Consider the following 4,243-nt stretch of genomic DNA (forward strand, 5'->3'; position numbering starts at 1 on the left):
GCGCTGCACCAGATGGCAGAGGAGGGCGTCGTGCAGCTGTTTTCGCCCGAGGACGGCTCACCGGCCATCGTCGGTGTCGTCGGCCGAGATCCAGCGGCACACGGAAAAGCGCGACATCTCGAATTCGACCGGCAGGGTGTATTCGAAGTTCAGCCGTTCCTTCAGGACGTCGAGTTGCAGCGCGCCGACGACACCGACGATGGCCGGTGAGCCGTCCTCGGGCGAAAACAGCTGCACGACGCCCTCCTCTGCCATCTGGTGCAGCGCTTCCTTCAGCTTTTTGGCCTTCATCGCGTCGCCGAGGCGGACACGGCGCAGGATTTCCGGGGCGAAATTCGGAACGCCGCGGAACAGGATTTCCTCGCCCTCGGTCAGCGTATCGCCAATACGCAGCGTGCCGTGGTTGGGAATGCCGACGACGTCGCCGGCAAAGGCCTCGTCGGCGGTGACGCGTGTGCGGGCAAAGAAGAACTGCGGCGCCGACAGCGACATCGGTTTTCCCGTGCGTACCAGCTTGGCCTTCATGCCGCGCTCGAGCTTGCCCGAACAGACGCGGACGAAGGCTATGCGGTCGCGGTGGTTGGGATCCATGTTGGCCTGGATCTTGAAGACGAAGGACGTCATCTTCTCTTCGGTCGCCTCGACCTTGCGGGTGTCGGCCTCTTGAGCACGCGGCGGCGGTCCAAAAGCGCCGAGCGCCTCGATCAGGTCGCGCACGCCATAATTGCGCAGCGCCGAGCCGAAATAGACCGGCGTCAGGTGACCCTCGCGGAAGGCTTCTATATCAAGGGGTCTGCATGCTTCCCGCGCCAGCTCCAGCTCCTCGATGAAGGCCTCGCGCTCGTTCTCCGGCAAAAGGCCGGCGACGCGGTTGGAATCGGGACCGTTGACCGGCGTGCGCTCCTTCTCGTCGTCGCCCCTGCGCACGGCGTTCAGCGCCAGATGGTAGGTGCCGGAAAAATTCTTGCCCCGGCCGATCGGCCAGGTGATCGGCGCCGTATCCAGCGCCAGCTTCTGCTCGATCTCATCCAGAATCTCGAACGGATCGCGGCTTTCGCGATCCATCTTGTTGACGAAGGTGATGATCGGGATGTCGCGTAGCCGGCAGACTTCGAAAAGCTTCAGCGTGCGCGGCTCGATGCCCTTGGCGGCATCGATGACCATGACGGCCGAGTCGACCGCCGATAGCGTGCGATAGGTGTCGTCTGCGAAATCCTCGTGGCCGGGCGTGTCGAGCAGGTTGAAGACATTGTCTTCATACTCGAAGGTCATCACCGAAGTGACGACCGAAATGCCGCGCTCACGCTCGATCTTCATCCAGTCCGACCGCGTCTGGATCTTGTCCTTCTTGGCCTTGACCTCGCCGGCAAGCTGGATGGCGCCGCCGAACAGCAGCAGCTTTTCGGTGAGCGTGGTCTTGCCGGCGTCCGGGTGCGCGATGATCGCGAAGGTGCGGCGGCGCGCCACTTCTTCTTCTATTGCTTCGGGCATTCTCTGGGATTTCCGTGTGACAGGCCGGGCTTCTAGCAGCGCAGTGCGGGCCTGTCGACCGGTCCGGCGGCAGGGAAGCCGCCGGAAGCCATGGCTTGCTTCAGGCCAATTCGGCCGTGCGGCTCGCCTGAAAGACCTCGGGGAGCCAGCCGGCAATGGTGCCGCCTATCGCGTCGGCATGGTCTTCCTGCAGATAGTGCGCACCGGGTCCGAGATTGATGAACCGGCAGTTCTTCAGCCCGGCGGCGAATTCGCGTGCGGCCTGCGGCGCAATCAGCGCGCCGGGATCGCCCGCAAACAGCAGTTTCGGATAGGTGGAGAGCCGAAGTGCGCGATGATCATGTTCGCTGATGGCGGCAACGTCGGCGGGCTGGCCCTCGATCGGCAATTCCCGAGGCAGGCGCAACACCGGCTTTCGCGATTGCGGTGTCGGGAACGGCGCCCGGTAGACGGTCATCTCCTCATCGCTCAGTGTACGCAGCACCGAGGCCGGCAACACTTTTTCGACGAAGACATTGTCTTCCAGGACCAGCTTCTCGCCGACACCCGGCGTGCGCAGCGCCTTGAACATTTCGCGGGCTTGCGGGCGCTGATGAAAATCCTCCCAGCGCTCGAAGGGTCGGATGAATTCCATGAAGGCAAGGCCGAGCACGCGTTGCGGTCGCCGCGCCGCGAGATGGAAAGCCAGGGCCGTGCCCCAGTCCTGCGCGACCAACACCACTTCCTGGATGTCGAGCACGTCCAGGAAGGCGTCGAGATAGCGGACGTGATCGAAGAAGCGATAATCGATATCGGGCTTGCCGGATTGGCCGTAGCCGATCAGGTCGGGCGCGATGCAGCGACCGAGCGGCGCGACATACGGGATGATGTTGCGCCAGATGTGGGATGAGGTCGGATTGCCATGCAGGAACAGAACGGTGGGGCCGGACGCTCCCGTCTCGACATAGGACATGGTCGAATCGAGCACGGCGATCTGCGAGCGTCTCGGTGCAGCGACGCCAGCTTGAGAAATGTTGGCTTTCGAACTCATGGGGTCGGCTCCTTTGCAAAAACTGTGCTGAAGATGATTTTCTTGAACCGCTCGAGCGGCGCGGGGCTACGTTCAACCTTCATGCGCAGCATGGCGCCCTGCCAAGACGACAGCAGGAAGTCGGCAAGGTCCTCGGCCTCGAAGGTCTTGGAGATGTCGCCGGCTGCCTGGCCTTCGGCGATGCAGGCGGCGAAGGGCTGGCGCCAGCGTTCGAAGATGTCGACGAGTTGCAGGCGCAGCGGCTCGCTGTGGACCGCGGTCTCGAGGCTGAGATTGCCTATCATGCAGCCGCGTGCCCAATCATGCGCCTCAAGCTTCGAGGTGATGACATCGACGTAGCGCCTCAGCCGGCCGATGGGCGGCGTGCCGTCCTGCGCCAAGGCTTTCTCGACCAACTTGCCGACATAGGCGAAATAGCGGTCCAGCACCTCCCCGGCAAACTCCTCCTTGGAGGCAAAATGGTTGGTGAACGAGCCGGGCCGGGCGTCGGCGGCGGCAACGATGTCGCGCACACCGGCGGCGGCATAGCCGGAATTCCAGATGGTCCGGAACCCGGCGTCAAGGAGGTTTTCGCGGAGTGATTGTCTGGCCATACCGATATAATACGTACGTACGTATTGATGTCAAGCCGAATAATTTGCGTTGCCGATGTTGGCAAGCGGGGGTGGCACTGGAAGAGTGTCCCTCAGGGGGTGGCGAGTTTGAGGAGCGAACATGGCTGCGGTGAAACAAGTGATCGTCATCGGCGCCGGCATCATCGGTGCTTCCATGGCCTGGCACCTGACCAGGGCAGGCGCACAGGTGACGGTCATCGCCGCCGACAGCGCCGCCGGTGGGGTCGCCACGCCGAACTCCTTTGCCTGGATCAATGCCACCTGGGGCAATCCGGAGCCCTATTTCCGGCTGCGCACCCGCGCCATGGCCGAATGGTCGCGGCTGGCGCGGGACGTGCCCGGCCTGCCGCTCAACTGGTGCGGCGGCCTGTGCTGGGATCTATCGGCGGCCGACATGGAAGCCTATACCGCGCAGCATTCGGCCTGGGGCTACGGCATCGAGCGCGTCGACCGCGCCGGCGCGGCCCGTATAGAGCCTAATCTCACCCAACTCCCGGACGTCGCTTTGCATGTCGCCGAAGAGGGCGTTGCCGAGCCGGTCGCGGCAACGAAGGCGCTGCTGGCCGATGCCGAACGACGCGGCGCGCGGATCATCTCCAGCACGGTGACGGCGCTTGTCCAGACAGGCGGCAGGATTTCGGGCGTCGACACATCGCATGGGCTGCTTGCCACCGACGAGGTGTTGATCGCGGCCGGCGTCGGCTCGGCGGGCATTGCCGCCACCGCCGGCATAAATCTGCCGCTCGAGACGCCACCTGGCCTGATCGTCCACTCGCGGCCCTACGAGAAACTGCTGAACGGACTGGTGCTGGCCGAGCGGCTGCATATGCGCCAGACCGCCGAGGGCCGTATCATCGCCGGTTCCGATTTCGGCGGCGCCGACCCCGGCATGGATGCGCAAGCCACCGCCAGCGAACTGGTCGCGGTCCTGAAAGCCAGCCTGCGCGGCGGAGACGGGCTGGCGCTCGATTTCCACACGGTCGGTTACCGGCCGACGCCGATCGACGGTTTTCCGATCATCGGCCGCGCCGAGGGCATGGACGGCGTCTATGTCAGCGTCATGCATTCCGGCATCACGCTGACATAGACGCCGTCCATGCCCTCGGCG

General features: G+C 64.2%; 3 protein-coding genes and 1 pseudogene. 1 reads left to right on the forward strand and 3 read right to left on the reverse strand.

The annotated features are described in order from the left end of the window. Positions 1 to 75: 75 nt before the first annotated feature. The 3 genes and pseudogenes from EN879_RS26240 to EN879_RS26250 all read right to left on the reverse strand — a co-directional run. Positions 76 to 1,491, reverse strand: a pseudogene (locus EN879_RS26240) (peptide chain release factor 3); the annotation flags it as partial. Positions 1,492 to 1,591: 100 nt separating this feature from the next. Next, the gene (locus EN879_RS26245) at positions 1,592 to 2,521 is read right to left on the reverse strand and encodes a haloalkane dehalogenase (RefSeq protein ID WP_063169913.1); all 930 of its coding nucleotides are present in this window, start codon (positions 2,519 to 2,521) and stop codon (positions 1,592 to 1,594) included. Continuing rightward, positions 2,518 to 3,114 carry a TetR/AcrR family transcriptional regulator gene (locus EN879_RS26250; RefSeq protein WP_063169912.1) on the reverse strand — a complete coding sequence of 199 codons (597 nt, stop codon included), beginning with the start codon at positions 3,112 to 3,114 and terminating at the stop codon, positions 2,518 to 2,520. Before EN879_RS26250 ends, EN879_RS26245 begins: the two co-directional genes overlap by 4 nt. 121 nt (positions 3,115 to 3,235) lie before the next feature. On the opposite strand from EN879_RS26250, the gene EN879_RS26255 reads away from it, so the two are divergent. Further along, on the forward strand, positions 3,236 to 4,222 hold the full coding sequence (locus EN879_RS26255) for an FAD-binding oxidoreductase (protein WP_245493869.1): 987 nt from the start codon (positions 3,236 to 3,238) through the stop codon (positions 4,220 to 4,222). Positions 4,223 to 4,243 lie beyond the last annotated feature (21 nt).

Origin of the sequence: Mesorhizobium sp. M7A.F.Ca.AU.002.02.1.1, from assembly GCF_003998535.1 — a bacterium.
GTDB classification, from domain to species: Bacteria; Pseudomonadota; Alphaproteobacteria; order Rhizobiales; family Rhizobiaceae; genus Mesorhizobium; species Mesorhizobium ciceri.